25 protein-coding genes are annotated in these 26,723 nt (G+C 71.5%); 10 read left to right on the top strand and 15 right to left on the bottom strand.

Going from position 1 to position 26,723, the window contains the following annotated elements; genetic code table 11:
* Both ACZZ9K_RS14205 and ACZZ9K_RS14210 read right to left on the bottom strand, forming a co-directional pair.
* Positions 1-435 carry a VOC family protein gene (locus ACZZ9K_RS14205; RefSeq protein WP_463444393.1) on the bottom strand — a complete coding sequence of 145 codons (435 nt, stop codon included), beginning with the start codon at positions 433-435 and terminating at the stop codon, positions 1-3.
* A gap of 81 nt (positions 436-516) precedes the next feature.
* Positions 517-1,095 carry a TetR/AcrR family transcriptional regulator gene (locus ACZZ9K_RS14210; RefSeq protein ID WP_173035970.1) on the bottom strand — a complete coding sequence of 193 codons (579 nt, stop codon included), beginning with the start codon at positions 1,093-1,095 and terminating at the stop codon, positions 517-519.
* Between the two features lie 85 nt (positions 1,096-1,180).
* On the opposite strand from ACZZ9K_RS14210, the gene ACZZ9K_RS14215 reads away from it, so the two are divergent.
* A complete protein-coding gene (locus ACZZ9K_RS14215) occupies positions 1,181-2,062 on the top strand; it encodes an SDR family oxidoreductase (protein ID WP_463444394.1) in 882 nt (293 codons plus the stop codon).
* 95 nt (positions 2,063-2,157) lie between these two features.
* On the opposite strand, the gene ACZZ9K_RS14220 is transcribed toward ACZZ9K_RS14215, so the two are convergent.
* The gene (locus ACZZ9K_RS14220) at positions 2,158-3,033 is read right to left on the bottom strand and encodes a DUF808 domain-containing protein (RefSeq protein ID WP_463444395.1); all 876 of its coding nucleotides are present in this window, start codon (positions 3,031-3,033) and stop codon (positions 2,158-2,160) included.
* A gap of 94 nt (positions 3,034-3,127) precedes the next feature.
* Here ACZZ9K_RS14220 and ACZZ9K_RS14225 point away from each other — a divergent pair, with 94 nt between their 5' ends.
* Complete coding sequence (locus tag ACZZ9K_RS14225; protein ID WP_071245932.1) at positions 3,128-3,397, top strand: hypothetical protein; 270 nt, start codon at positions 3,128-3,130, stop codon at positions 3,395-3,397.
* A 19-nt stretch (positions 3,398-3,416) separates the two neighbouring features.
* Here ACZZ9K_RS14225 and ACZZ9K_RS14230 read toward each other — a convergent pair whose 3' ends face one another.
* Together ACZZ9K_RS14230 and ACZZ9K_RS14235 are read right to left on the bottom strand one after the other, a co-directional pair.
* Complete coding sequence (locus ACZZ9K_RS14230; RefSeq protein ID WP_463444396.1) at positions 3,417-3,827, bottom strand: VOC family protein; 411 nt, start codon at positions 3,825-3,827, stop codon at positions 3,417-3,419.
* Between the two features lie 48 nt (positions 3,828-3,875).
* Complete coding sequence (locus tag ACZZ9K_RS14235) at positions 3,876-4,454, bottom strand: TetR family transcriptional regulator (RefSeq protein ID WP_463444397.1); 579 nt, start codon at positions 4,452-4,454, stop codon at positions 3,876-3,878.
* Between the two features lie 69 nt (positions 4,455-4,523).
* Between ACZZ9K_RS14235 and ACZZ9K_RS14240 the strand changes: the two genes are divergently transcribed.
* Entirely contained in the window at positions 4,524-5,282 is a 759-nt protein-coding gene (locus ACZZ9K_RS14240; RefSeq protein ID WP_463444398.1) for an SDR family NAD(P)-dependent oxidoreductase, read from the top strand.
* 293 nt (positions 5,283-5,575) lie between these two features.
* On the opposite strand, the gene ACZZ9K_RS14245 is transcribed toward ACZZ9K_RS14240, so the two are convergent.
* Both ACZZ9K_RS14245 and ACZZ9K_RS14250 read right to left on the bottom strand, forming a co-directional pair.
* Entirely contained in the window at positions 5,576-6,124 is a 549-nt protein-coding gene (locus tag ACZZ9K_RS14245) for a TetR/AcrR family transcriptional regulator (RefSeq protein ID WP_463444399.1), read from the bottom strand.
* A 114-nt stretch (positions 6,125-6,238) separates the two neighbouring features.
* Entirely contained in the window at positions 6,239-8,473 is a 2,235-nt protein-coding gene (locus ACZZ9K_RS14250) for an MDR family MFS transporter (RefSeq protein ID WP_463444400.1), read from the bottom strand.
* 96 nt (positions 8,474-8,569) lie between these two features.
* Between ACZZ9K_RS14250 and ACZZ9K_RS14255 the strand changes: the two genes are divergently transcribed.
* The 3 genes from ACZZ9K_RS14255 (at position 8,570) to ACZZ9K_RS14265 (ending at position 12,578) form a co-directional block, all read left to right on the top strand.
* Positions 8,570-9,034, top strand: a complete 465-nt coding sequence (locus ACZZ9K_RS14255) for a MarR family winged helix-turn-helix transcriptional regulator (protein ID WP_185974115.1) — start codon at positions 8,570-8,572, stop codon at positions 9,032-9,034.
* A gap of 91 nt (positions 9,035-9,125) precedes the next feature.
* Positions 9,126-10,934 carry a DEAD/DEAH box helicase gene (locus ACZZ9K_RS14260; RefSeq protein WP_463444401.1) on the top strand — a complete coding sequence of 603 codons (1,809 nt, stop codon included), beginning with the start codon at positions 9,126-9,128 and terminating at the stop codon, positions 10,932-10,934.
* A gap of 303 nt (positions 10,935-11,237) precedes the next feature.
* The gene (locus ACZZ9K_RS14265; protein ID WP_463444402.1) at positions 11,238-12,578 is read left to right on the top strand and encodes a fibronectin type III domain-containing protein; all 1,341 of its coding nucleotides are present in this window, start codon (positions 11,238-11,240) and stop codon (positions 12,576-12,578) included.
* Between the two features lie 73 nt (positions 12,579-12,651).
* On the opposite strand, the gene ACZZ9K_RS14270 is transcribed toward ACZZ9K_RS14265, so the two are convergent.
* A complete protein-coding gene (locus ACZZ9K_RS14270; protein WP_463444403.1) occupies positions 12,652-13,575 on the bottom strand; it encodes an NAD-dependent epimerase/dehydratase family protein in 924 nt (307 codons plus the stop codon).
* 122 nt (positions 13,576-13,697) lie between these two features.
* On the opposite strand from ACZZ9K_RS14270, the gene ACZZ9K_RS14275 reads away from it, so the two are divergent.
* From ACZZ9K_RS14275 to opgC, 4 genes are all read left to right on the top strand, one after another.
* The gene (locus ACZZ9K_RS14275; RefSeq protein ID WP_463444404.1) at positions 13,698-14,492 is read left to right on the top strand and encodes a TetR/AcrR family transcriptional regulator; all 795 of its coding nucleotides are present in this window, start codon (positions 13,698-13,700) and stop codon (positions 14,490-14,492) included.
* A 308-nt stretch (positions 14,493-14,800) separates the two neighbouring features.
* Entirely contained in the window at positions 14,801-16,756 is a 1,956-nt protein-coding gene (locus tag ACZZ9K_RS14280) for a glycosyltransferase (protein ID WP_463444760.1), read from the top strand.
* Positions 16,753-17,163: an ATP-binding protein gene (locus tag ACZZ9K_RS14285; RefSeq protein ID WP_463444405.1), complete on the top strand. Its 411-nt coding sequence runs from the start codon at positions 16,753-16,755 to the stop codon at positions 17,161-17,163. Before ACZZ9K_RS14280 ends, ACZZ9K_RS14285 begins: the two co-directional genes overlap by 4 nt.
* Entirely contained in the window at positions 17,160-19,649 is a 2,490-nt protein-coding gene (opgC, locus tag ACZZ9K_RS14290; protein WP_463444406.1) for an OpgC domain-containing protein, read from the top strand. The genes ACZZ9K_RS14285 and opgC overlap by 4 nt, the downstream gene beginning before the upstream one ends.
* Positions 19,650-19,714: 65 nt before the next feature.
* On the opposite strand, the gene ACZZ9K_RS14295 is transcribed toward opgC, so the two are convergent.
* The 7 genes from ACZZ9K_RS14295 to ACZZ9K_RS14325 form a co-directional block, all read right to left on the bottom strand.
* Positions 19,715-20,596: a hypothetical protein gene (locus ACZZ9K_RS14295; RefSeq protein WP_111056918.1), complete on the bottom strand. Its 882-nt coding sequence runs from the start codon at positions 20,594-20,596 to the stop codon at positions 19,715-19,717.
* A 113-nt stretch (positions 20,597-20,709) separates the two neighbouring features.
* On the bottom strand, positions 20,710-21,333 hold the full coding sequence (locus ACZZ9K_RS14300) for a response regulator (RefSeq protein ID WP_111056919.1): 624 nt from the start codon (positions 21,331-21,333) through the stop codon (positions 20,710-20,712).
* Positions 21,330-22,703 carry a sensor histidine kinase gene (locus tag ACZZ9K_RS14305; RefSeq protein ID WP_111056920.1) on the bottom strand — a complete coding sequence of 458 codons (1,374 nt, stop codon included), beginning with the start codon at positions 22,701-22,703 and terminating at the stop codon, positions 21,330-21,332. Before ACZZ9K_RS14305 ends, ACZZ9K_RS14300 begins: the two co-directional genes overlap by 4 nt.
* Before the next feature lie 181 nt (positions 22,704-22,884).
* Complete coding sequence (locus ACZZ9K_RS14310; protein ID WP_463444407.1) at positions 22,885-24,003, bottom strand: Gfo/Idh/MocA family protein; 1,119 nt, start codon at positions 24,001-24,003, stop codon at positions 22,885-22,887.
* Complete coding sequence (locus tag ACZZ9K_RS14315; RefSeq protein ID WP_463444408.1) at positions 24,000-24,845, bottom strand: ThuA domain-containing protein; 846 nt, start codon at positions 24,843-24,845, stop codon at positions 24,000-24,002. Before ACZZ9K_RS14315 ends, ACZZ9K_RS14310 begins: the two co-directional genes overlap by 4 nt.
* A 32-nt stretch (positions 24,846-24,877) precedes the next feature.
* Positions 24,878-25,765 carry a carbohydrate ABC transporter permease gene (locus ACZZ9K_RS14320; protein WP_027464442.1) on the bottom strand — a complete coding sequence of 296 codons (888 nt, stop codon included), beginning with the start codon at positions 25,763-25,765 and terminating at the stop codon, positions 24,878-24,880.
* On the bottom strand, positions 25,758-26,723 hold the full coding sequence (locus ACZZ9K_RS14325; protein WP_027464443.1) for a carbohydrate ABC transporter permease: 966 nt from the start codon (positions 26,721-26,723) through the stop codon (positions 25,758-25,760). Before ACZZ9K_RS14325 ends, ACZZ9K_RS14320 begins: the two co-directional genes overlap by 8 nt.

Genomic DNA, 26,723 nt, shown 5'->3' on the forward strand with positions numbered 1-26,723 from the left:
TCAGTCCAGGCAGAACTCGTTGCCTTCGACGTCCTGCATGACGATGCACGACTCGTTCACCTGGTCCGCCGTCATCCGACGGACCTGGGTGCCGCCGAGCCCGACCAGTCGGGCGCTCTCGGCGTCGAGGGCCGCGAGCCGTTCGGCACCGGTCATCCCGGTGCCGACCCGGACGTCCAGGTGCACGCGGTTCTTCACCGTCTTGCCCTCGGGGACGCGCTGGAAGAACAGGCGGGGCCCGGCACCGGTCGGGTCGACGCACGCGAAGGCCGATCCCTGGTGCTCCGGCGGCAGCGACCGGTCGAACGCGTCCCAGTCGGCGAACCCCGGTGGGGGCGGTGGCACCACGTAGCCGAGGACCTCGCACCAGAACCGTGCGACACGCTCCGGCTCGGCGCAGTCGAACGTCACCTGGACCTGTCGCACCGTTGCCATGGCGCCGAGGATACGACGATGCACGACCGGCGTCCGCTCAGCGTCCGCTCGACTTCCGCCCGGCGTCCGCTCGACGTCCGCTCAACCGAGCTGGGCGGCCGCGGCTCGGAGCTCGGCGAGCGCGGCCGTGGCGTGGTCGGCCAGTCGGTCGTCGTCGGCGCGCCCCACACCCGACCACCGCTCGAAGCCCTGCTTGAAGGCGAGGACACCCATCTCGGCGGCCAGTCGAGCGGGCGCGTCGGGGACACCGCGGCCGACCAGGGCGTCGGTCATGGCCGCGGCCATCCCGACGCTCTTGAGGGCGTCGCGCTCCTGCAGCTCGGCGCTGGCGGCGACGGCCGCTCGCAGTCGTGGTCCGAGCTCGCGGTTCAGCGGGCCCATCTCGTCCGAGGCCCGTTCCAGTCCGGCGGCGACGGCATCGAGCGGGGTGGCGTCGGCCGGTGCGTCGGTGATGCCCTCGGCCAGGAGTCGGCTCAGGGTCTCCTGCCCGGCGACGAGCAGTTCGCGCTTGTCCGGGAAGTGCCGGAAGAACGTGCTCTTCGTGACGCCGGCGCGCTCGGTGATCTGCGCGACGGTCGTCTCGTCGTAGCCCTGCTCGGAGAACAGGTCGACCGCGGCCAGGACCAGTCGTTCCCGGGCCCCGGGTTGCCATCGCACCATGCGACGATCATACGCGACGGGACAATTGTCCCGTCGCGGGTGTACGGTGACGGTACAAAAGTCCCATCACTTCTGAGGAGCACCCATGCACGTCTTCGTCACCGGCGGCACCGGCACCATCGGCACCGCGGTCGTCACCGAACTCATCGCCGCCGGGCACACCGTCACGGCCCTGGCCCGGTCGGACCGGTCGGCCGCTGCCCTCGTCGCCGCGGGGGCGACCCCCGCCCGCGGTGCGCTCACCGACCTCGACGTGCTGCGCGAGGGCGCACGCGCCGCCGACGGGGTCATCAGCCTCGCGTTCTCGAACGACTTCAGTTCGGCGGAGGCGCTCGAGCGGGGGATCACCGAGGAAGGCGCCGCCATGGCCGCACTCGGCGAGGCGCTCGTCGGCAGCGACCGCCCGTTCGTCGTCGTCTCCGGCACGCCGTGGGAGCCCGGTCGGGCCTCGGTCGAGACCGACCCGCTCCCGCTCGAGGGGCCGGTCGCGGGTCGAGCCCGATCCGTCCTCGCCGCCCTCGACCTGGCGGCACGGGGCGTCCGGGTCTCGGCGATCCGGCTGCCGCGCACCGTGCACGCGGACGGCACGGGCGGATTCGCCGGCATCCTGACCGAGACGGCCCGACAGGCAGGGGTCGCGGGCTACCCCGGCGACGGCGAGCAGCGGTGGCCCGCCGTGCACGCAGCGGACGCCGCGGTGCTGTTCCGGCTCGCGCTCGAAGGTGCACCGGCGGGGACCGTCTGGCACGCGGTCGCCGACGAGGGCGACCGGGTACGTGACCTGGCCGAGGTCATCGGGCGTCGGCTCGGCCTGCCGGTCGAGCGGGTGGCCGACGAGACGTTCGGCGCGTTCGCGCCGATCTTCGCGATGGACCAGCCGGCGTCGAGTGCCCACACGCGTGACGCGCTCGGCTGGGTCCCGACCCACCCGAGCCTGCTCGAGGACCTGGAGAACGTGCAGCGCTGAGCGCGGCCCGCACCGTCAGCGGTGGGCGCACGGCGCGCCGGACGGGAGGCTCGGTGCCGGGCCGCCACGGGCCTCCCGTCCGCCGTGCAGCCGCGTCAGTGCTGCTTGCCGCGTAGGCGGCCGATGCCCAGCACGATGCCGACGACGACCATGCCCAGCGCGAGGCCGACCACGGCCGACACGGCCGTGTCGGCGATCCAGACGACGACGGGGCCTGCGGCCTCGAGCGTGTGCTCGATCACGTGCAGCAGGTCGTACGGCCCGTGCCAGAAGGTCTCGGCGAGGTTCGCGATGACCAGGTGTCCACCGACCCACAGCATCGCGACCGTGCCGATGACGCTGATGACCCGGAAGACCATCGGCATCGCACGCACGATGCGGGCGCCGATCCGGCGGGTGCGGCGGACGGAGTTCTTCATCATCTGCAGGCCGATGTCGTCGACCTTCACGAGCAGTGCCACAGCGCCGTAGACGACGGCCGTCATGACCAGACCGATCACGATCAGGGCGCCGAGCGTCGGCCAGAGCCCCAGGTCGGGATCGAGGCCCGCCAGTGCGATGAGCATGATCTCGGTGCTCAGGATCAGGTCGGTGCGGATGGCGCCGAAGACGAGCTTCGGTTCGGTGACGGCCTCGTCGGACCCGCCCTCGTGGTGGACACCGAACCACTCGGTGACCTTCTCGGCGCCCTCGAAGCACAGGTACGTGCCGCCGAGCAGCAGCAGCCACGGCAGCACCCCGGGTGCGAAGGCCGTGAGCAGCAACGCCAGCGGGATGATGATGATGAACTTGTTGAACAGGCTGCCGAGGGCGATGCGCCCGACGACCGGGAGTTCACGAGCGGGCTCGAGACCCTGCACGTACTGGGGCGTGACGGCGGCGTCGTCGATCACGACCCCGGCGGTCTTCGCGCTGGCCTTGAGGGCTGCGGAGAGGATGTCGTCCACCACGGCGAGCAATCCGACTGACAATTCGTTCTCCACTCGTCTGACCTGTGACCGTGCACAGCGTAGTGGCCGCGGAGCATCCTGAACGCCAGCCACGGGGCGTCCGTAGGCTCGCGGCATGGCTGACTTCACCGCATCCCAGGCCGCCGTCGTCCGGATCGAGCGTTCCGAGCAGGGGCGCTGGGACCTCTCCGTCATCAGCGACGCCGGTGTCGCGATGGGGCACGGGGTGTACCTGTTCGACGCGGACCACGACGACGCCGAGGACGAGCAGGCCGCGGCCCTCGACTTCGTCCGCGACTACGGGTTCCGGTTCGAGCGCGACGCCGTGCAGGCCGACGGTCCCGACGCCTTCTGGGCACCGCTGCTGCCGTCCGACCAGCAGTAGGCGCTGCAGCGCGCGGGACTCAGCGCGCGGAGTCCTCGAACCCGATCAGCCAGGTGACCCCGTACGCGTCACGGACGGCGCCGTCCCAGTCGCCCCACGGGCGCTGCTGCAGCGGGTCGACGACCGTGCCGCCCTCGGCGAGCTGGTCGAACCACCGGCGCAGGACGTCCGGTTCCGCGGCGCCGAGCAGTGAGAAGAGCAGCCCCGTTGCCGAGAACGGGGTGTCGCCCTCGCTCGCGTCCGCGGCGAACAGCTGCAGCTCGCCGGTGAGCTGGCCGTGCGCGACGGCGTCGGCCGGACCGTCCGTGCGGGAGAAGTCCGCGTAGGTCGCGATCTGCACGTCGCCGCCGAACACCCCCTGCCAGTGCTCGAGGGCCTGCCTGGCGGTGCCGGCGAACTGGAAGTACGGCGCGGGTCCGGTCGTGTGCATGCCCGGCAAGGTACTCCGGCGTGCGGCGTGGGGGAACCCCGGGGCTCGTCAGTCGAGCAGCGCGAGTGCGCGCTCCACGACGTCCTCCGGTCGTCCGTCGCCGTGCAGTGCCCACCAGGTCAGTGCGGCGCTCGCGGCGGCGGCCAGCGTGTGGGCGCGCACGGCCACGGCGAGGTCGTCGGCGGTGACCCCGTCCCGCTCGGCCACGTACCGCAGGATCTCGTCGGTCAGGGCCGTGACCGTGGCGGTGCCGACGTGCTCGAGCGACGGGTTCGCGCGGATGACCCGGAGCCGGTGTCGGGTGACCTCGACCGCGTCGACCGGGAACGTCGCACCGATCCGGTAGGCCGCCCGGAGTGCCACCGCCGAGGGCTCGTCGGCGGGCCGTGACCGCAGGGCTTCGCGGAACCGTGCGGCGAACTCGTCGAGACCGCCCCAGACCAGCGCCGCCTTGTTCGGGAACAGCCGGAAGAGCGACCGGCGACTGACCCCGGCCGCCGCGGCGACGTCGTCCATCGACACCGCGTCGAAGCCCTGGTCGTCGAACAGCCGGAGTGCGACGAGGGACACGGCGTCGGGGTCGATGGTGCGCGGGCGCCCCGTCGGACGGTCGTTCGTCGAGCGCATGGAGACCTTTCGGCACTGAGTGCTATAACCGGGTGTGGCGCAGCGAGCGCCCCGCATCGAGGAGACCACATGACCGACACCACCGCCGGACGGTTCACCGGCAGGACCATCATCGTCACCGGAGCGGGTTCCGGCATCGGACGCGCCACGGCGACCCGCATCGCGAGCGAGGGCGGGCGCGTCATCGCGACCGACGTCGTGGCCGAGCGGCTCGACGCACTCCGCACGGAGCTCGAGGGCTTCGCCGTGGAGACCGTCGTCGGGGACGTCTCCGCGAGCGAGACCATCGACGCACTCATCGCCGTCGCCGGCGACCGGGTGGACGGGCTCGCCAACGTCGCCGGCATCATGGACGCGTTCCTGCCGCCGGACGAGGTCGACGACGCCACGTGGGAGCGCGTCTTCAGCGTCAACGTCACCGGCCCGATGCGCCTGACCCGCGCCGTGCTGCCGCTGATGATCGCCGCCGGCAAGGGATCGGTCGTGAACGTCGCGTCCGAGGCCGCGTTGAAGGCCTCGGCCGCCGGTGCTGCCTACACCTCGTCGAAGCACGCCATCGCCGGGTACACCAAGAGCGTCGCGTTCTTCCACGGGCCGCAGGGCATCCGGGCGAACGCCGTGGCACCGGGTGCGGTCGCCACGAACATCGAGGCGCCGATGCGCAGCGAGTACGCGGCCCGCCGGGTCGGTCCGATCATGCAGACCACCATCCCGCCGGTCGCCCAGCCCGAGCAGCTCGCCGCCGCCATCACCTGGCTGCTGAGCGACGACTCGGCGAACGTCAACGGCGCGGTGCTGCCGAGCGACGGTGGCTGGTCCGTCGTCTGACCCGTTGCTGCGGCACGAGACGCCGTCGTCACGTCGAGACGCCTCCGGAAACGGGGGTGTCTCGACGACTTCGCGGCGTCGGGCAGACACGACGGCGTGTTCGCCACCCGGCCACCTGACGGACGGGAGGCCCGTGGCGACACCGCCACGGGCCTCCCGTCCGCCTCCGGCCACGTCGACGACGCGCGGGTCCTTCCCAGAGCGCGTGCGCTGGAAAGCGGAATCGGGCGTACCGGGCAGGAAGTTCCTGCCCGGTACGCCCGATCCGACACGGCGAGCCGACGGCCGGCGGCTCAGGAGACGAGCGCCGCCATCTCGCGCACGACGGCACGGAGCCGATCCGCGAGCTCGTCGTTGCTCCGCACGGTCTCGCGGTGCGCCACCTCACTGAGCGCCGACATCACCAGGGTCACCGCGGTGCGGGCGGTCTGCGCGTCCGTGCGGGTGCCGACGACGCTGAGCAGGGACTGGCGCGACTCGGCCATCCACTGCATCACCATCGAGGACATCTCCGGCCGGAGCACGAGCAGCTCCTTCATGCGGCGGCGGTCCTGCGAGAGCGGGACGGTGGCCGCGACCAGGGCGCACAGGTCGTCGACCAGGGCGCCGTCGGCCTCGGCGAACCAGGCCGCTGAGCGCTCCGGGACCTCGACGGAGTCGAGCCCGAGCGCCGCGTGCGCCTTCGACGAGAAGTAGTTGAAGAAGGTGCGGGGGAGACGTCGGCGTCGGCGCAGATCTGCTCGACCGTGACGCCGTCGAGTCCGTGCGCGGACACCAGCGTGAGCGCTGCGTCGTGCAGCGCTTGCCGGGTCTGCTGCTTCTTCCGTTCTCGCAGCGTGCACGGCTCCGTTGCCGCAGCCGCTGCCGGGGTGGTGATCACGTGGACTCCTGCTGGGTTGGTGTGTGTGGGAGGGGCGCCCGCCCGGAAAGGGGGCACGGACGGACGCCCCGGTCGGTCACCGACGGTGCGTCGGCGTGGATCCGGTCGAACCCGAGCCGGTCGAACCCGAACCGGTCGAACCCGAACCGGTCGGCACGGACCCGGTCGGCACGGACCCGGTCATCGGGCCGGTGAACGAGCCGGCCTCGGCTGCGGCGGCGCCCGCCTCGGCCTCGAGCTGTGCTTCGGCGGACATGTCGGCCTGCTCCTGCAGGGCGGACCGCTGGCGCAGCGGCGGCACCCGGAAGAACCAGGTCAGCACGAACGCGAGCAGGATGACGCCGAGACCGACCCAGTAGATCGTCACGGACGAGGCGTTGAAGCCCGCCATGAACGGCCGGGTCAGGCGGCTGTCGGCACCGGTCAGGAACGAGGTGTCGTTCGTGCTGGTGGCGCTGTCGCTCGTGGTGTTGCCGTCGTCGATCTTCTTCGCCAGCTCCGGGGTGAGCTCGTCGACCCAGTAGGAGCGCTGGTCGGCGTCCGCCCAGTCGACGGACACGGTGCCGTCCTGCACGCTGGCGTGCGCCTGTTCGGCGACCTGCTCGAGTGCCGACTGTTCGGCGGCCGGCGTGGCCGCGGCGACCTGCTGGTCGATGACGGTCTGCGCTGCTGCGGCGGGCACGGCACCGGCGGTGACCTGCTGCTGCACGGCCGCGGTGACCTGCTCGGTGACCGCGGCGTCGGCGGCCTGCTTCGCCTTCGCCGAGGCGGCGTCGAGCTGCGACTGCACGGTCTTCGTCAGCGGGGTGACGACGGGCGTCCAGATCTTGTCCATGGCGCCCTGGTTCGCCTTCGCGCTGGCGACGGTCGGGTTGAGCGCGGCGTCGAGCGCCGGACCGAGGTCCTTCTGGTTCGCGGTCGCGGTCAGGATGTTCGCCGGCATCACCGAGAACAGGATGGACAGCAGCACGGCGGTGCCGAGCGTGCCACCGATCTGGCGGAAGAACGTGGCGGACGACGTGGCGACGCCCATGTCGCGGGCCTCGACGGAGCCCTGCGACGCCAGGGTCAGCGACTGCATGACCGAGCCGAGGCCGAGACCGATGAGGAACATGCCGATCATCAGGAACCAGAGCGGCTTGTCGATCGACATGAACGTCAGGACGACGTAGCCGGCGGAGACGAGCGCGGTGCCGATGACCGGGAAGATCCGGTACCGGCCGACGCGGGCGACGATCTGCCCCGAGGTGATCGAGGCGATCATCAGACCACCGACGAGCGGCAGCGTCGCGAAGCCGGACTCGGTCGGGGTCAGTCCGACGACGATCTGCAGGTAGAGCGGGATGGTGAGCATCGCGCCGAACATCGCGAAGCCGACCAGGAACCCGATGACGGTCGCCATCGAGAACGTGCCCGAGCGGAACAGCTTGAGCGGGATGATCGCCGCGTCGCCCATCTTCGACTCGATGAGCAGCAGGCCGATCAGGCCGACGACACCGACGACGTAGCAGGCGATGGCGGCGGGGGAGCCCCAGCCCCAGATGCGGCCCTGTTCGGCGACGAGCAGGAGCGGCACGAGGGTGACGATGACGGCGGTCGCGCCCCACCAGTCGACCTTCGGCTTCGCGTCGCCGGCGCCGTGCACCTTCGGCAGGTGCAGGAACACGATGACCATGAGGAGCGCCGCGACACCGATCGGCACGTTGATCAGGAGCACCCAGCGCCAGCCCGTGATCCACAGGATCTCGGAGGAACCGGCGAGCAGACCGCCGATGAGCGGGCCGATCACGGACGAGATGCCGAACACGGCGAGGAAGTACCCCTGGTACTTCGCGCGCTCACGCGGGGCGAGGATGTCGCCCATGATCGCGAGCGGCAGCGACATCAGCGCGCCGGCACCGATGCCCTGCACCGCGCGGAAGGCGGCGAGCATGAGCATCGAGGTCGACATCGACGACAGGACGGCGCCGAGGATGAAGACGACGATGCCGAAGATGTACAGCGGACGGCGGCCGAAGATGTCGGAGAGCTTGCCGTAGATCGGCGTCGCGATCGTCGAGGTGATGAGGTACGCGGTCGTCACCCAGGCCTGCTGGTCGAGCCCGTGCAGGTCGTCGCCGATCGTGCGGATCGCCGTGCCGAACACCGTCTGGCCGAGTGAGGACAGGAACATGCCCGCCATCAGGCCGTAGATCACCAGGAGGATCTGACGGTGGGTCATCAGCGGCTGCTGGCCGGCGCCCCCGGAGGCCGCGGGGGCCTCGGCGGTGTGCCGACCGTGCTGCACCGGGACGGGTGCGGTGGCGGTCATCGAACTCCTTTTTCTGGCTGTGAAACTTTGCAGACCGCGCAACGATACATCTGTTGCTTCCAGCAAGCAACTAAATGTGCCCGCTACGCTGAGCGCGTGACCGACGACCGGCGTGCCGCCGAGCGACTCCTGCGATCCCAGCTCGACCGGCTGTGGGTCCGGCAGACCCTGCGCTCCTCGCTCATCGAGTCCCGCGGCGGCCTCGACCCGACGGCCCGCGTGATCCTGCGTGCCGTCGCCGGGCACGGGCCGGTCCGGGCGACCGCGATAGCCGACGCGACGGGGTTGTCGCGCCCGGTGATCAGCCGCCGGGTCGCCTCGCTGGTCGAGGCCGAGCACCTGATCGGGTCGCCGGACCCAGCGGACGGCCGTGCCACGCTCGTCACGCTCGCCCCCGCCGGCCGACGACTGCTCGACGAGCTGGACGCCGCCGGCGCCGAGGTGTTCGACGACCTGACGGAGGAGTTCGCCTCCGACGAGCTGCGCTCGCTCGCCGAGATGCTGACGCGACTGAACGACCGGGCGGACGCGGTCCTGGGGATCGGCACCACGCGCTCCTGACGTGACCAACAGGACGGACGGGAGGCCCGTGGCGGCGTCGCCACGGGCCTCCCGTCCCTGCGGAGCGCGCATTCGAGATACCGTTGGTGGTATGAGCACGGACACCACCCCCACCACTGAGACCCTCGACGACGGGCCCGTGGTGACGTTCGCCGATCTCGGCCTGAGCGACGCTGTGCTCAAGGCCGTCAGGGACATCGGTTACGAGACCCCTTCCGCCATCCAGGAAGCCACCATCCCCACGCTCCTCGCCGGGCGCGACGTCGTCGGCCTGGCGCAGACCGGTACCGGCAAGACCGCGGCCTTCGCGCTGCCGATCCTGTCCCGCATGGAGTCCGGCAGCAAGAAGCCGCAGGCGCTCGTGCTGTCCCCGACGCGCGAGCTCGCCCTGCAGGTGTGCGAGGCGTTCGAGCAGTTCGCGTCCCACATGAAGAACGTCCACGTCCTGCCGGTCTACGGCGGCCAGGCCTACGGCGTGCAGCTCTCCGCCCTGCGCCGCGGCGTCGACGTGATCGTCGGTACCCCCGGTCGCATCATGGACCACCTGGCGAAGGGCACGCTCGACCTGTCCGAGCTGAAGTACCTGGTGCTCGACGAGGCCGACGAGATGCTCAAGATGGGCTTCGCCGAGGACGTCGAGACGATCCTCGCCGACACCCCGGACGACAAGCAGGTCGCGCTCTTCTCGGCGACCATGCCCGCGCAGATCCGCCGCATCTCGCAGCAGTACCTGACCGACCCGGCCGAGATCACCGTCAAGACCAAGACGAAGACCGCCGCGAACATCACGCAGCGCTACCTGATGGTCTCGTACCCGCAGAAGGTCGACGCGCTCACCCGCATCCTCGAGGTCGAGGACTTCGAGGGCATGATCATCTTCGTCCGCACCAAGAGCGAGACCGAGACCCTGGCCGAGAAGCTCCGTGCCCGCGGGTACGCCGCCGCCGCGATCAGCGGTGACGTCGCCCAGGCCCAGCGCGAGCGCACGGTCAACCAGCTGAAGTCGGGCAAGCTCGACATCCTGGTCGCCACCGACGTCGCCGCCCGTGGCCTCGACGTGGACCGCATCACGCACGTCGTGAACTTCGACATCCCGGTCGACATCGAGTCCTACGTGCACCGCATCGGCCGGACCGGTCGCGCCGGCCGCTCGGGTGACTCGATCAGCTTCGTCACCCCGCGTGAGCGTCGCCTGCTGTCCGCGATCGAGCGTCACACCAAGCAGCCGCTCACGCAGATGCAGCTGCCGACCATCGACGACGTCAACGAGACGCGCCTGACCCGCTTCGACGACGCCATCACCGCGGCGCTCGAGGACCAGGGCCGGATCGCCGCCTTCCGCGACGTCATCGCGCACTACGTCGAGCACCACGACGTCCCCTCGGACGACGTCGCCGCAGCCCTGGCCGTCGTGGCGCAGGGCGACTCGCCGCTGCTCCTCACCGCAGCCGACGACGCCCTCCGCAGCCAGATGGAGCGTGACGCCCGCCGGAGCGAGCGCGACGAGCGTGGTGCCCGCGACGACCGTGGCGGCCGCAACGACCGCGGCGACCGTGGTGGCGACCGCGACCGTGGTGACCGCGGCGACCGTGGCCCGCGCCGTTCGCAGCCGATGTCGCCGTACCGCATCGAGGTCGGCCGTCGTCACCGCGTCGAGCCGCGCCAGATCGTCGGTGCCCTCGCCAACGAAGGTGGCCTGCGTCGCGACGACTTCGGTGCGATCCAGATCCGTCCGGACTTCTCGATCGTCGAACTGCCGGCCGACATGGACCCCGGTGTGCTCGACCGCCTGACCGACACCCGGATCAGCGGCAAGCTCATCGAGATCCGTGCGGACCGCCGCGGTGGTGGCCGCCGCGACGACCGCGACGACCGTCCGGAGCGCAAGCCGCGCTACTGAGACGCGACCCCCTTCTGACGGGAGGCCCGGTGCCAGCTGGCACCGGGCCTCCCGTCCGTCGTCGGTGCGGGTCCCGGGCCCGCGAGACGCCGTCGTGTCGGTTCCACGCCGCCGAGTCGGCGAGACGCCGTCGGATTCGGCGGTGTCTCGGGAACACGACGGCGTCTGCCGGTACGGGCCCTGCGCATCTTGCGGTGCGGGGAACCGCAGATCCCGCCCGCAGGCGTTCCCCTGGAGTCCGCACGGTGCTGTGATGACCGGAGCCGTGACGCAGGGAGCCGCGGAGAAGGCAGGGGAACCATCGTGTACCGAGCACTCATCACCGCGGTCGCAGCCGCGGCGCTCGTCTTCGGAGGTGCGGTGCCGGCGACGGCGCACACCTCTCCGTCGGTGCCGGGAGCACCGACCGCCGTCCGCGTCACCGGCGACGCGGACAGTGCCACGCTGACGTGGCGCGGCCCGAAGCACGGCGCCGAGGTGACCGGCTGGAAGGTCGCCGTCGCCGCAGTCGCGAACCGGCACGACCACCAGGTCCACCGACTCCACCCGCGCGCCCGCTCCGACCGCTTCGACGACCTCTCGCCCGCGACCACGTACCGCTTCTCGGTGCGTGCCCTCGGCCACCGGGGGACCGGTCGCACGGTCACGCTGCGCTGGACGTCACCGTCGGTGCCCGAGCCGGAGACGACGCAGTCGCTGTTCGCCCTCGACGGCAACGGTGCCGTCGTGCGGTTCGCGGACTCCGGGAGCGGTGCGAAGACCGTCGTCGCGACGGACGGTGAAGGCTTCGCCGCGAACGCCGACGGTGACGTGTTCACCCCGTCGGCGGACGGCACCGAGATCCTGCGGGACCCGGCCGACGGCAGCGGGATCTCGATCATCGCGTCCGGCCTGCACCTGACACCGGACCTGCGCTCCGACGCCGAGGGCAACCTGTACTGGGTGGACTCGGTGACCGGTGCGGTGCAGAAGCTGTCCGTCGGCACCTCGACCCCGAAGGTCGTGCTGGACCTGGGCGGCAAGGCCGTCGGGAGCGACGAGCGTTTCTGGACGGTCACCCCGGACGGCAAGGTCGTCGTGCTCGGCGGAACGGTCAGCCAGCCGTACGTCAAGGGCACCGGCATCGCGCCCCGCACGTTCACCGGGCCCGGCGGCTCGACCGTCGGCTACCCCGCCGGCGTGCTCGCTGACTCGCACGGCAACGTCTACGTCGATATCCGCTCGCCCGGTGCCGCCGGGTCGTGGATCTGGTACCAGCTCAAGCCCGGGGCGACCGAACTGACGAAGATCGAACCGCGGTACGCGTTCGAGTACGCCGCCGCGAACGCGGACGGCTTCTCGCTCCTGCAGTCGGCGGAGTTCTGCCCCGCCCCGTCGGAGTACCCGACCAGCCCGACCGGTTGCAAGATCGACCGCGGCATCCCGGACAAGCTCGTGGTCGGCAGCGGCGGGACGTCCACCGTGCCGGTGACCGGACTGACCGCCGGGTCGCGTGGCGAGCACCTGGGTGCCGCCTCCGCCGACGGGGACGTGTTCGTCTCCATCGACAGCGGCCCCTCGGTCGGGCTGTGGAAGGTCCCCGCCGCGGGTGGAGCTGCCCAGCAGCTCGACGCGGCGCAGTACTCGAGGCTGCTGGTGATCTGACCGGCGGTGCGAGGCGGAAGGGGGATGGGGCGCAACGGCGCGTCCTGTCCCCCTTCCGTGTGCGGTGCGTGGTTTAGACCGCGCCAGCGGCCGTGCGGCGGCAGACCTCGTCCCACGGGGTCGGTTCGATGCCGAAGCGCGCCCGGCTCTCGCGGTCGTCGACCACGTACGGCGCGGTCCACTGGTAGGTCAGGTCGGCCAGCTCGCGCATCATCGGCGACACGAGCCCGCCGACGTGGAACAGGGCCGCGGGCATCCGGCGCACCGGCACCGCGGGCTTCCCCGCCGCCGTGAGGACGTCGGTGAGGGCCTGGTGCTGCGTCCGCGGGGCGTTGCTCGGCACCATCCACGTGCGACCGTGCGCGCCCGGGTCCGCGGCAGCGGCGACGAGGGTGCGGGCGACGTCGAGCACGTCGGTGAAGGTGTGCGGCAGGTCCGTGCGACCGACCATCGACACCGCCCGTCCCCGCAGCGCCGCCGGCAGCACGCGCGTGACGTGCCCGTTCGCGCCGATCCCGGGGCCGAGGTAGTCGGAGGCGCGGACCTCGACGACCCGGACACGGCCGGCGTCGTGCGCGGCGAGGGCGTCGGCCCACAGGGTGGCGCGGAGCACCCCCTTGTGGTCGGTGGCAGCGTCCGGTAGTCCCTCGTGCATCGGCCCGTCGACCGGGCCGTACGGGTACAGGTTCCCGGTGATGGCGTAGGTCGCCCCGGTGCGTTCGGCCGCGGTGAGCAGTGCTGCGGCGAGCGGGGGCCAGGTGTTCTCCCACTGCGTGTAGTCGCCGGGGTTCGCGCAGTTGTGGAGGACGGCTGCTCCCTCGGCAGCGCGGGAGAGGGCGTCGGCATCGGAGGCGTCGAGCGCGAGGTGCTCGACCCCGGCGATGCCCGTGCTGCGACCGGAGCGGGAGACGACGGTGACGCGGTCGCCCCGGACGGTCAACAGTTCCGCGACGTGCCGGCCGACGGGGCCGGCACCGACGATGAGGTGGTGGGTCATGGTCTCCTGCTTCCTGGTTCCGAGAGCACCGCTCTCGGAACCGAGCATGACGGTTCGTCGACGCGAAAGCAAGAGCAGTGCTCTCCTTTGTGTGCGCTGCTCTCCCGTGCCAGGATCGTCGGATGGCACCCACCGCCCGAGCACTCGCACGGCAGACGGTCACCGCGGACATCCTGGCTGCGGCGCGCACCCGCCTGACCGGCGAGGGTCCTGCCGCACTCAGCCTGCGTGCCGTCGCCCGTGACGTCGGGATGGTCTCGTCGGCCGTGTACCGGTACTTCCCGAGCCGCGACGACCTGCTGACGGCCCTGCTCATCACCGACTACGACGAGCTCGGCGCCGCGGTCGAGGCCGCCGGTGCCGCGGCCGGACCGGCTCCCGGTGCGCGCTGGGTGGCGATGTGCCGGGCGATCCGGGACTGGTCGATCGCGCACCCGGGGGACTTCGCGCTGCTGTTCGGTTCGCCCGTGCCCGGCTACGCGGCGCCGCGGGAGACCGTCGTGCCCGCGACACGGACGACGCTGGCGCTGGTGCGCGTGGTCGCGGACGCCGTCGGGTCCGGTGCGCCAGGTGCGCCAGGTGCGCCTGGTGTGTCCGGTGCGCCTGGCGCGTCGGGCTCGTCCGTCCCGTCGACGCCGGGGGCGGCCGGGAGGCCCGGATCACCCACCGCCCCTCCGGCGGCTCCCGGGGTGGCCGGTCCCGCCGTCGCGGACGGGGTCGCCACCCTGCGCTCGTTCGGCATCACCCTGCCCGACGAGGTCCTGGTCCGCACCCTGATGGCTTGGACGACGGTGTTCGGGACGATCTCGTTCGAGCTCTTCGGGCACTTCGTCGGTTCCGTGTCCGACCCGGCCGCCTACTTCGACCAGGTCATCGTGCGTCTGGCGGATGACCTGGGGTTCACCGCCACGTTCTGACGCGGGTGCTGTCCCCAGATCGGGTGCGCTGCCTGACAGAGCACCCGCCCGTGCGGTAGACAGGTCGTCACGCCGAGGTCGTGCCCGATGACCGGAGCGGACGACCGGCACGGTGTCCTCAGGGTCAGCTGCCGGACGGAACCACACTCGGGCGTGCGACGCGGCCGGGGCCCGCGCGGGGATCAGGAGGAACGCTTGCGACGCAGCACGTCCGGCGACGCCGCGGACGGGGAGACCCGGTGACCGCGCTCGACGTCAGCCGACAGGACCGCCGCCGCCTGACCACCGGCACCGCCCGCCGACGCCTGGTGACCGTGCGGACGGTGGCGCTCCTGGCGTCCCTCGCCGGTGTCAACTACATCGTGTGGCGCTGGGCGGCCTCGGTGAACTGGCACTCGTGGTGGATCGCGGTGCCGCTGATCCTCGCCGAGACCTACAGCGTCATCGACTCCCTGCTCTTCGCCCTCGGGGCCTGGCGGCTCCGGGAGCGCGGCGAACCACCGGCGAAGCCGTCCACCGACGTCACCGTCGACGTCTTCATCACGACCTACAACGAGCCGATCGACCTGGTCGAGCGCACCGCCCGGGCGGCGAAGGCGATCACGCACCCGCACACCACCTGGATCCTCGACGACGGCAACCGCCCCGAGATGCGTGCGGCGGCCGAGGCGCTCGGCATCGGTGTCATCACGCGCGGCGCCGACTGGGTGGACCGGCCCCGGCACGCCAAGGCCGGCAACCTCAACAACGCCCTGCTCGCGACGCAGGGCGAGTTCCTGCTCATCCTCGACGCCGACCAGGTGCCCGACCCGGCGATCCTCGACCGCACCCTCGGGTACTTCAAGGACCCGCGGATGGCGCTCGTGCAGACGCCGCAGTGGTTCGAGAACGTGCCGGACGACGACCCCCTCGGCAGCCAGGCACCGCTGTTCTACGGCCCGATCCAGCAGTCGAAGGACGGCTGGAACGCGGCGTTCTTCTGCGGGTCGAACGCCATCCTGCGGCGCGAAGCACTCATGCAGCTCGGCATCTCGCGTTACGTGGCCGAGGTCGAGGCGTCCGTGCAGCGCACCCTCGCCACCTCGCGCAAGCTCCTCGCCCGCTCCCGCGAGACCGAGACCGACCCGCGCGTGCTCGCCGCCCTCGACGACGCCGAGGCCGTGGTGGACCAGGCGCGCGAGCAGGTGCGGGCCGGTGAGCCGCTCGGCGACGTGACGTACGCGTTCCAGCGGGGGATCGACGCCATCGCGTTCCGGTTCGCCGCCGCCGACCTCGAGTCCGTGCGGAACGACCTGCAGGAGCTCGCGGCGATGTCCACCGACGCCAACACGTTCGCGGGTCTCGACGACGCCGCCCTCGACGTGCTCGGCCGGCGCGAGGCCTCACCGGTCGCCGCCATCGAGTCCATCGCCGTGCTCGCCCGTGCCCTCGACGTGAACCGCGACGACGAGGCGCAGCCGATCATGCCGCTGGCGACGATCTCGGTGACCGAGGACATGGCCACCGCGATGCGCCTGCACGGCCTCGGCTGGAAGTCGGCCTACCACGACGAGATCCTGGCGAAGGGCCTGGCCCCCGAGGACCTGCCGACGATGCTCGTGCAGCGACTCCGCTGGGCGCAGGGCACCATGCAGGTGTTCTTCCGCGAGAACCCCCTGGTGCAGAAGGGGCTGTCGTGGGGGCAGCGGCTCATGTACTTCTCGACGATGTGGAGCTACCTGTCCGGGTTCGCCGCGATCGTCTACATCGCCGCCCCGGTGCTCTGCCTGTCGTTCGGGGTCATCCCCGTGCAGGCCTACAGCGTCGACTTCTTCGCCCGGCTCATCCCGTTCCTGGTCTTCAACCAGTTGCTGTTCTGGGTGGTTGCCGCCGGCAGACCGACCTGGCGCGGGCAGCAGTACTCCCTTGCACTCTTCCCGATCTGGATCGAGTCGGTGACCAGCGCGTTCCAGAACGTCTACCGGGGCAAGCCGCTCGGGTTCCGCGTCACCCCGAAGGTGCGCGACGAGACCGAGCAGAAGCCGCGGTGGGACCTGGTCAAGCCGCAGCTGTACGCGATGGGAGCCCTGGTGGCCGCGCTGGTCATGATCGGCGTCCGCTACCTGACCGGCCAGGCCGAGGGGATCGCACCGCTCGTGAACACCGCGTGGGTCGTCTTCGACCTGTTCATCTTCAGCATCGTGATCCGGGCCGTCCGGTACCGCGGCCCGGCCACCCCAGCCCAGTCCGAACACGAGTCGAGCACCGCCGGAGGACCCCTGTGAGCACCGAGACCACGTTCGAGGTCGCCGCGACGCCCGACTCCCTCGACGAGGTGCAGGACCGGTTCGCCACGTGGTGGGACGGTCTGGGCATCGACGACGTGCGGCTCCGCTTCGCGCTCGAGACCGCCCTGGCCGAGGTCGCCGCGAACATCGTCGAGCACACCGTCCGCGCCGACCGGGGGACCGGGCGCCGGTACACCGTGCACCTCGAGGCCACCGACCGTGCCCTGACCGCGGTGCTGACCGACAACGGGATGCCCGTCGACATCGACCTCAGTGCCGTCACCATGGCCGACGTCGAACAGGAGAGCGGGCGCGGTCTCGCCCTCGCCATCGCGGCGCTCGACCGGTTGGAGCACCGGCACGAGCCCGGCCACAACGTCTGGACGCTTGCGTGCGACCGGTGAAGAAGCCGGTGGCCCGCGCGGTCGCCCTCCTCGTCACGATCGCCACGCTCCTGCTCGGTGGTGCGCTGCCGGCGTCGGCTGCGTCCGTGCACCCGGCGGCCGCCGTGCAGCCGGCCGAGGGGTCGACGTGGTTCGGCCCCGACCTCGACTGGGCCAGCGATTCGCCCGAAGGGTACGAGGGGCGGCTCGGCGCGACGCCGTCGATGTACGGGGTCTCCGTCGACTACCCGCTCGACCGCACCGCGAAGCAGGAGCTCCTCCGCTCGGCGCGTGCGGCGGCGACCCAGGGCGCGGTGCTCGTCGTGAGCCTCGAACCCGACCGCGAACTGCGGTCGCTCGACACCGCGGACACCCGTGCCGTCAACACCGTGTTCGAGGACCTGCACGACCAGTACGACACCCAGGTGCTCGTCCGGTTCGCACCGCAGATGAACGGCACGTGGGTCCGCTGGGGCCAGCAGCCGACGGAGTTCGTCCGGGCGTTCCGTGCGCTCGGTACGACCGTGCACGCGGGCACGTCGGACGCGCTCATGGTGTGGTCGCCCGGGTACGGTGCCGGTTACCCGTTCGGCGAGTCCGCCGGGCGGCTGCGGAACCTGTCCCCGGTCGACGTCGCGAAGGCGGACACGAACGGCGACGGACAGCTCACCGGCGCCGACGACCCGTACGGGCCGTACTGGCCGGGGGCCGAGGCCGTCGACTGGGTCGGGCTCTCGATGTTCTCGTACGGCAAGGGCGACCCGACCGAGGCCGCCGGTCGCGCCGTGCCGCTCACCCGCAGCGGTGAGGTCGAGGCCCGGTTCGACGAGGACTGGGGGTACGACCAACCCCAGTCGGGCACGTTCTACGACCGGTTCGCAGTGGCCGACGACCGTCCGATGCTGCTCGACACCGGCGCCCTGTACAACCGTGAGCTGCAGGGCGACGCCGAGCTCCAGGTCAAGCGGAGCTGGTGGCGGCAGGTGCTCGCCGCCGTGCAGGAGCGTCCGCTGATCCGGGGCATGACCGTGCTCGAGGCCGAGCGACGCGAGCCCGAGGCCGGCAACCGCGTGGCCGACTGGCGACTCACCGCGGACCCGGGCGTCGCGGAGTCCTTCCGCACCGACCTCGAGCGGTCCGGTGACTTCGCCTTCGGTCCGGTCACCGACCGCGTGACCGTGCAGCAGGGCAACGCGGCGATCTCCCAGGAGTACGAGACCGGCGGCGAGCAGATGGCGTGGATCGTCTGGCTGGCCGCCGGCCTGGCGATCGTGTTCCTGCTGAGCGGGGTGTTCGGCCGGCTCCTGCCGAGCTGGCGCTACCCCGACGACGGCAAGCCCGGCCGTGACCTGCGGCTCGACCTGTTCCGCGGGTTCATCATCCTCGCCGTGGTGATCACCCACATCGAGATCGGCGGGCCGTACTCGTACCTCACGCTGCATGCCGTCGGTGCGATCACCGGTGCCGAGATGTTCGTGTTCCTGTCCGGCATGGTCCTCGGCATGACGTACCCGTTCGCCGTGAAGAAGTTCGGCGAGTGGGCGGCGGCCGTCGGTGCGTGGAAGCGCGCGCGCAAGCAGTACGTCGTCACGCTCGTGGTGATCCTGGTGGTCTTCGCGCTGAGCTTCGTCCCGTTCCTGAACACCGACGCCATCACCACGTTCACCGACCGCGGCACGGGGACCGGCGGTGTCGATGCCGAGGGCCGGGTCTACGACCTGTACCCGAACGCGATGCAGCTGCTCGCCTACCCGCCGCCCTGGTACGCGATCCGGCAGTTCCTGCTGCTCGAGATGGGGCCGTGGCCGTTCAACATCATGGGCCTGTTCGTGGTGCTGAGCCTGTTCATCCCGGTGCTCATCTGGGTGATCCGCCGCGGGTTCTGGTGGGCGCTCCTCGCCGCCAGCTGGGCGCTGTACGTGTTCCAGGCGCTCAACCCCGACTTCCGTCCGCTGAACTCCCAGTTCGAGGCGGTGTTCCCCCTGTTCACCTGGCAGGTGGTGTTCACCCACGGGCTCGTGCTCGGGTACTACCGGCGGCAGATCGTCGGCGCGCTCACCGGGCGGCTCGGCAAGGTCCTGGTCGGCGTCGCCGTCGGCGGGTACGCGGCGTTCCTGGTCTACGTGTGGGCTGGTGACCACTTCGGGTTCACCCCGGTGCCGTTCCCGGCGACGATGTACGAGTCCCTGTACAACACGGCGTACCAGCGGGTGGACCTGCAGTGGGGCCGCCTGGTGGACATCGCGTTCTTCGCGGTCGTGTCCTACGCGATCCTCACGGTCTTCTGGAAGCCCATCGCCGCCGCCATCGGCTGGCTCTGGATCCCGCTCGGGCAGGCGAGCCTGTACGTGTTCGTCTGGCAGGTGTTCTTCGCCCTGGCGATCGCGTCGATCCCCGGTGTGCCGTGGGGGGACTTCTGGATCGGGTTCGTGGTGCACACGGCGCTGATCCTGCTGGCCTGGTACATGGTCCGCAAGAAGTTCCTGTTCTCCGTCATCCCGCGCTGATCGCGCGCACGGACGGACAGGAGGCCCGTGGCGGCGTCGCCACGGGCCTCCTGTCCGTCATGCGCTCACGCGATCCGCGTGACGCCCAGCGGCGTCGGGTCCACGGGGTCCGGCGGGACCGGGAGCGACCCGCGGATCTGGTTCTGCGCCTGGCAGTCGCTGGTGCAGTTCGTCGCACCCTGCGACAGTTCGACGGCGTCCTCGCCGAGCACTCCGCCCAGACGCCCGCCGGGCTGGACCGTCCACGTGGTGGTGGTCGTGGTCTGCGAGGTCTTCGTGGCGACCTGCGGGCTGTCCTTGCCGAGGAGCATCTGGTGGGCACCGCTGCCCGCGGACACCGCGGCCGTGCCGTCGCCGAAGTTGATCTTGCCCGTGTACGGGTTCGTGAAGTAGAACAGGCCCGCCCCGAGGGTGTGGGTGAACGTCACCGGCCCGGCGAACTCGGTCTCCATCTGGAAGATGCCGCCCTGGGCGCCGTCCTTCGCCTGGACCTTGAGCTTCCCGGCCCCCGTCGAGAAGATCGCGACGAGGGTGTCGTCCTTGACCTCGAGCGACGAGAGCTTCGTGCTGGCGAGCTGCGCGGCGGTGAGCGACGGGACCTTCGACGCGAACACCACGGTCGGCTTCGTCACCATCCGCTGGGTGTCGGCAGCGCCGGTCAGCGTGTAGTCGTACACGCCGAGGTCGGCGATCCGGATGTCGAAGCCGTTGTGCTTGCCGCGCACCGCGATCGTGCCGGCGACCGCGGTGTCGCGCACCTTGAGTTCCTTGCCCTGGGCGGGGTTCGTCGTGACCCCGTTCACGGTGACGGCGTAGTCGCCACCGGTCGAGGTCTTGCCGGACGCGTTCGCGGGGGAGACCCCGACGAGGGCAGCGGCGGCGACGGTGCCGAGGGCGATCGCGGCGACGATGCCGCTGCCGATCCTGCGTGAGCGCTGGGTGTGCATGGGTGCCTCCTGGTGGGCCTGTCTGGCCGGTACGACGATCGTCGCCGCCGGCCCGGCTCCGCACCATCGGACCTTGGTACTAGTACCCGGTCAGCAGCGTCAGCAGGGCACGGTCACCAGCCGTGGTCGCGCGCCCACAGCGCCGCGCTCGTGCGGTCCGCGACACCGATCCGCCGGAACAGCGACCCGACGTGCACCTTCACGGTGCGCTCCGCGATGCCGAGCTCCGTGCCGATCTGCCGGTTCGACATGCCCCGGGCGATGCGGACGAGCACGTCCCGTTCCCGGGGCGGGAGCTCCGGGCCCCGGTCCGCGGCGGCTCCGGCGGCTGCTCCGGGCAGGAGCGCCCGGGCCACCCGGGGGTCGATCGGCGTCTCGTCGCGCGCTGCGGCACGGACCGCCGCGACCACGTCGTCGGGCGCGGCGTCCTTGAGCAGGTAGCCCGTGGCGCCGGCTGCCAACGCGGCCCGCACACGGTGGTCGTCCGAGAACGTCGTGACGACGAGGACCCGGACCGACGGCAGGAGCGCCCGCACCTGCCTGGTCGCCTCCACACCGCCGGCACCGGGCATCGACAGGTCCATCACGACGACGTCGGGCCGGAGCGTCGGCACGAGCGACACCGCTGCTTCGCCGGTGGCTGCCTCGCCGACGACCTCGCAGTCGTCCGTCGTCCCCAGCACCGCGCGCAGCCCGCTCCGGACCAGCGCGTGGTCGTCGACCAGCAGGACCCTCACCGCAGGGCCTCCGCGTCGACGGGGACCTCGAGGTCCCAGGTGGTGCCGGCACCCGGAGCGGTCCGGAGCAGCAGGGACCCGCCGGTGTCCTCGGCGACCTCGCGCAGCAGGGTCGTGCCGAGGTGTCCGGTGCGGCCGCCCTCGACGACCACGGCGGGGTCGAAGCCCGCCCCGTCGTCGTGCACGACCACCCGGACCGAGCCGCCGGCCTGCGTCACCGTGACGTCCACCCGGGTCGCTTCGGCGTGCTTGACGACGTTCCAGACGGCCTCACGGACGAAGCGCACGACCGCGAGCAGCGCGGCGGGGGACGCGTCGACGGCGGCCGGCACCCGCACGGTGGTCGCGAGCCCCGCTGCACGCGCGCGGGCACAGGCGTCGTCGAGGGCGGCGCCGAGTCCCTCGGGTGTCGGAGCCGCCGGCCGGATCGTCGCCATCGAGGTCCGCAGCGACGACACCGCACCCCGGAGCACGGTGGCGGCGTCGCGCGTGGCGGGATCGGCACCAAGGGACAGTGCGAGTCCGGCGACGTCCTGCACCGGTCCGTCGTGCAGTTCGGCGGCCATCCGTCGGCGTTCCGCGGCTTCGGCGTCGAGCGCGCGACCGAGCAGCCGCTCCCGCAGGCGCTGCCCGGAACGGATCCGCAGCAGCAACCCGAGCAGCAGCGGCACCAGGAGCGCGAGCACCACGGCCACCGTGCCGAACGCCAGGACGGCGAACGACCGCCGCAGGTCCGCGGCGCGCGCGAGCACCTGGTCGTACGGCTGGTACGCCTCGAACAGCAGCGCCTCGCCGGACGGCGTGTGCACCGCCTGGTACGCCTCGAGCAGCGGCCCGTGCCCGCGCTCGTAGCGGTTCTCCGGCTCGGTCAGGTCCGACACCTCGGCGTCGGAGCGGTCCGACTCCAGCGCCTCCAGGTCCTCGTCGGACAGCGGGAAGCGCTCGCCGACCAGTCGACGTTCGTCCGACCAGAGCACCGTGCCGTCGGCCGCCCAGAGCTTCATCCGGACCGCCGATCCGGCGCGCAGCTCACCGGCCACCGCGTCGTCCAGGCGCGTCCGTGCGGCGTTCCGGTCGACGGCGGACCGGGACGGGTCGGCGACCGCGTCGAGCAGTGCGGGTTCGACCACGACGCGTGCGAGCGCCGCGGTGTCGCTGGTCGCGTCACGGACGGCGAACGACTCCGCGATGCGCTGCGCCACCAGGGTGCCGGCGGTCGCGACCGCGGCGCCTCCGACGACCGCGGCGAGCACGACGCCGACCAGGACGAGCCGCCAGGGCGTCCGGCCGGTCCGCCGGCGCGGGTCGGCCGCGACGAGCACGACCGGCTCCGCCGCCGTGTCACTGTCCGACGACCGTTGTCCGTGCACCCGGACACCGTAACCGGCGGCGTCCCCACCGGGCGCGCGTGGGGCCCGGATCGCCACAGAACGCAGGCCTGGAGGCCCGTGGCGGCGTCGCCACGGGCCTCCAGGCCTGCTCGGGGTGCGTCGTACCGCACATGGTGAGCAGGAACGGTCGGGTCGCGGTGCGCGACCCGACCGTTCCTGCTCACGAAGCGGGCAGCCGCTCGCGCAGGGCGCCGCGGACCGACTCCCACCCGGCCAGGCGGTCGCGGATCGCGTCGTCCTGCTCGGCGGCCAGGGCGTCCCGGTGTGCCTGTTCGAGCACCTCGTCGATGACGACCCGGCGCCCGCTGCGGGCCGAGGTGATGGCCGCGTCGACCATCGTGAGGCTCATCACGTTGCCGTGCACCTCGCCGTCCGGCACCTCGCCGTCCGGCACCTCGCCGGAGCGGACCGCCCGGACGAAGGACGCCAGCGACCCGGCGATCTCGTGCCCGACCGACGGCGCAGCGGCAGGGGAACCGGGGCTGCCGTCGAGGTCGCTCGAGGGGTCGTGGTCGCCGTCCCAGAGTGCCGTGCCGGCCGCTCCGGAGGCACGCCAGTCGCCGTTCCACGAGGTCTCGGCACCCGGCGCGCACCACGAGCCGTCGTAGACGTAGCGGACGTCGTCCTCGAACGTGAAGACGGCTGCGGCGGCCGCGTCACCCCGGTACCAGGACCACGACGGGTTCCACGACTCGCAGTACACCGACACCGGGTCGCGTTCGAGCACGTACCGGGCCGAGTCGAAGGCGTGGATGGCCATGTCGAGCAGCAGGACGTCGTCCATCTCCTCGCGGAAACCACCGAAGTGCGGCGCCTTCGCGAACCGGGTGCTCAGCCCGCCCACGACACCGAGGTCGCGGACGTGCTGCCGGAACGCGACGAGCTGGTCGTTGTAGCGGCGGGACTGCGACACCATGAACAGCTTGCCGGTGGCCTCGGCGGCGGCGGCGAGCGACAGCGCCTCGGCGACGGTCTGTGCGGCCGGTTTCTCGCCGAGCACGGGGAGCCCGGCCCGGAGCGCCTGCAGCGTGACCGGGTGGTGCGCGACCGGCACGGTGATGTCGAGGACGGCCTCGGCACCGGTCTCGGCGGCCAGCACGGTCAGGTCCGTGCCGACCGGGATCGACGGGTCGCCGGCGTGCTCGGCCCCGGCGCGGGCGGCGTCGAGGTCGAGGTCGACGATGCCGACCAGCTCGACCTCGGGGTCGGCGGCGACGGTGGCGAGCCAGGCCCGCCCCATCCCGCCGGCGCCGACCTGCAGGACGCGGAGGGGGCTCACGCCTGCGCCCCGTCGCGCTCGGCGGTCTGCTCGGCCGCCGGCTCGCTGGCCGCCGGCTCGGCGGTCTCGGGCTCGGCGTCGTCGAACGGGCCGCGGTAGTGCTGCCCGTCGAAGTACTCGCCCAGGTCGTAGCGGCGGAGCGTCGGGATCTCCCGCTCCCGCTCGGGCCGGGCCCACTCGGCGCCGTTCGCGATCACGCGGCGGACGTCCGGGTGGTGGTAGACGGGGAAGTCCTGGTCACCGGGGGAGAAGTAGAAGATCTTCCCGAGGCCGCGGCGGTACGTCATGCCGCTCCGGAACACCTCGCCGCCGGTGAAGCCCGAGATGAACACGAGCTCGTCGGGCGTCGGGACGTCGAAGTACTCGCCGTACATCTCCTGCTCGGGGATGACGATCGGGTTCGGCACCCCGCGCGTGATCGGGTGCTGCGGATTGACGGTCCAGACGAGCTCCTGGTCGTGCTCGCTGCGCCAGCGGAGGGTGCAGGTGGTGCCCATCAGCTTGCCGAAGATCTTCGACCAGTGGCCGGAGTGCAGGACGAGCAGCCCCATGCCGGAGAGCACGTGCCGGTGCACCCGGTCGACCACGGCGTCGTCGACGTCCTGGTGTGCGGCGTGCCCCCACCAGGTGAGGACGTCGGTGTTCGCGAGGACCTCGTCGGTGAGGCCGTGCTCGGGCTCCTGCATGGTGGCGGTCCGGACGACGGCCTCGGGCAGGTGCTCGCGGATGCCGTCCGCGATCGCGCCGTGCATGCCGTCGGGGTACCGCTCGGCGACGTGCTGCTCGACCTGTTCGTGGACGTTCTCGCCCCAGACGGTGATGCGGAGCGGGGTGCTGGTCATGGTGTGTGCCTTTCGGGGGTGGTGGGACCCGGTCACTTGACTGCGCCGCCGGTGGCCCCGGCGGCGATGAACTTCTGCGCCACGAGCAGCAGCACGATGGCGGGGATCGAGGCCATCACCGCGGCGGCCATGACGGTCGACCAGTCGGCGGTGAAGGTGCCGATGTAGTTGTAGATGCCGAGCGTGATCGGCCGGACGTCCTCGGTGGTGGTGAGGGTCAGGGCGAACAGGAAGTCGCTCCAGGTGAACAGGAACGTGAACAGTCCGGCGGTGATCAGGGCGTTGGCGCTGATCGGCACGACGACCGAGCGGAAGGCCCGGAAGTTGCCGGCACCGTCGACCTTGGCGGCCTCGATGATCGACGGCGGGATGTTCTGCATGAACGCCCGCATGATCAGGATCGCGAAGGGCACGCCCGCGGTGCTGTCGGCCAGGATCAGCCCCGGCACGGTGTTGAGCAGGCCGAGGTCGTTGTACGCCGCGTACAGGGCGTTCGCGACGACGATGCCCGGGATCATCTGCGAGATGAGGATGCCGAACAGCACCGCGTTGATGCCCTTGACCTTGAACTGGGCGAGCGCGTACGACGCCGGCGTCGCGATGAGCAGGCTGACGACGACGCTGCCCAGGGCGATCACCAGGCTCGTGACCAGTGCGCCGCCCTGGTCGGCGATGGCCTGCGCGTAGCCGCCGAGCTGCGCGTTGATCGGGAACCAGGCGGCCTCGATCGCGGAACCGGCCGGCTGCAGCGAGATGTTGATCATCCAGTAGACGGGGAACAGCATCACGGCGAGGATCAGGATCCCGACGCCGGACAGCACCCACTGCTTCGCGCTCGTGGGACGGACGGGTCGCCGGGTGCCGCGGGTGACCACCGCGCGGGTCCGGAGGACGTCGTTGGTGGACGCTGCGTCAGTCATCGACGGCCTTCCTGTTGAGGCGGAGGTAGACGATCGCGAACAGGGCCGAGATCACGATGAGGATGTTGCTCAGCGCGGCGCCCTGCCCGAAGTCGAACTGCTTGAACGACAGGTCGTAGGACTGGGTCGCGATGGTCTGGGTGGCGTTCGCCGGCCCGCCGTTCGTCAACCCGAGGATGATGTCGAGCACCTTGATCGTGTAGACGACGCCGAGCACGAGCGTGACGCTCACGACGGGGCGGAGCATCGGCCAGGTGATCGCCCAGAAGGCCTTCCACCCGGTCGCGCCGTCGAGCGCCGCGGCCTCGTACAGCTCGGTGGGGATGTCCTGCAGACCGCCGTACAGGATCGTGGTGTTGAAGGGGATCCCGATCCAGATGTTCACCGCGATGACGGTGATGAGCGCCACGGCGGGGCTCGTCAGCCACGGGACCGACGGGATGCCGAAGGTGCCGAGGAACTGGTTGACGACGCCCGAGTCCTGGTCGAGCATCCACTTCCAGACCGCGCTCGAGACGATGAGCGGCAGCAGCCAGGGCAGCAGGAGCAGCGAGCGCAGGAGGCCGGACAGCGGGAAGTTCCGTCGGAAGAACAGGGCGAGCAGCAGGCCGAGGACGAACTGGCCGACGATCGACCCGATCGTGAACAGCGCGGTGTTGAGCATCGCCGTGCCGAACAGCTGGGACGACACGACCGACGCGTAGTTCGCCAGGCCGACCCACGGTGCCTCGCCCGTGTAGAACGTCGACGTCGTGTACGCCTGGAAGCTCATGACGATGTTCTTGACTACCGGGTAGCCGAAGAACAGCAGCAGGAACAGGACGGCCGGCAGCAGGAACAGCAGCTGCGCGATCCGTTCGAAGCGCAGCGAGCGGCCCGGGCGGGGCCGCCGGGACGGAGCGGGCGCTCCGTTCCCGGCGGCCCGCCGTGGGGCGACGGGGGTCGCGGTGCTCGTCAT

The sequence above is a fragment of the Curtobacterium sp. AC268 genome (assembly GCF_979258745.1).